The sequence below is a fragment of the Micromonospora sp. C31 genome (assembly GCF_018070575.1).
In the GTDB taxonomy this organism is placed as follows: Bacteria; Actinomycetota; Actinomycetes; order Mycobacteriales; family Micromonosporaceae; genus Micromonospora.
In genome coordinates this window covers 1-1,425 of sequence record NZ_JAGPXN010000058.1, presented here as the reverse complement: position 1 = coordinate 1,425, position 1,425 = coordinate 1, and the positions used below count along the sequence as shown (strand labels likewise).

Below are 1,425 nucleotides of genomic sequence, written 5' to 3'. Positions count from 1 at the left end.
TCGGATCCATCAACCGCGAATGGAACGCGTGACTGACCGACAACTCCTTGACCCGCCAACCCCGCTCGCGAGAAGTCCCCACCACCGACGCGACCTCATCAGCGGCACCCGACACCACCACCGACGCAGGCCCATTCACCGCCGCAATATCCACCGCCACACCCGACACCGCGATCAACTCGGCGACAGCCTCCTCCGACGCACCCACCGCCGCCATCACCCCACCAGCCGGCAACGCCTGCATCAGACGACCCCGCGCCGCCACCAGAGTGCACGCGTCAGCGAGGGAGAGCATCCCCGCCACGTACGCCGCCGTCACCTCACCAATCGAATGACCCGCCAAAAAGTCGACCCGCACACCCCACGACGACAGCAACTCCCACAACGCCACCTCGACGGCGAACAACCCCGCCTGAGCGAAGACGGTCTGATCCACCAGAGCCGCCTCGGCACTGCCCGCCTCCGCGAACACCACCTCCCGCAACCCACGCGGCAACAGACCATCGAACTGCGCACACACCCCGTCGAACGCCGACGCGAACACCGGAAACGCCTCGTACAACTCCCGACCCATACCGGCACGCTGCGAACCCTGACCCGTGAACAACACCGCCCGACGACCCGCCGACACCACACCCGACAACCGACCCCCGGACACCGCCGACAAACCCGCCACCAACTCGTCGACGTCCGAACCCCACACCACCGCACGGTGCTCCAACGCCGCCCGCGTCGACACCAACGACCACGACACATCCACCGGAGACAGACCCGCATGATCACGCACGAACGACGCCAACCGCACCGCCTGACCCACCAGAGCACCCTCCGAGCGCCCCGACACCACCCACGGCACCGGCACCCCCGACGCCACGACGGACTCCGCAACCGCCGACTCACCCGCCGACAGCGCCAGAAGACCCGGCTCCGGCTGCTCGATGATCACGTGCGCGTTCGTCCCCGAGATGCCGAACGACGACACACCCGCCCGCCGGGCACGCCCCACACCCGGCCACGCCCGAGACTCGGTCACCAGCTCCACCGCACCCGACGACCAGTCCACGTGCGACGACGGCGCGTCCACGTGCAACGACGCCGGGACCACGCCATGCCGCATCGACAAGATCATCTTGATGATCCCCGCCACCCCCGCGGCGGCCTGCGTGTGACCGATGTTCGACTTCACCGACCCCAACAACAACGGCTCGTCCCGGCCCTGCCCGTACGTCGCCAACAACGCCTGCGCCTCGATCGGATCACCCAACGTCGTACCCGTACCGTGCGCCTCCACCACGTCCACGTCGGCGACACCCAACCCGGCGTTCGCGAGGGCCTGCCGGATCACCCGCTGCTGCGACGGACCGTTCGGCGCCGTCAACCCGTTCGACGCACCGTCCTGGTTCACCGCCGTGCCACGCACCACCG

At 68.7% G+C, this 1,425-nt stretch carries 1 protein-coding gene; it reads right to left on the bottom strand.

From position 1 onward, the window contains the following. On the bottom strand, positions 1–1,425 hold a 1,425-nt coding region (locus KBX06_RS27415; protein ID WP_210839947.1), incomplete at both ends, for a type I polyketide synthase.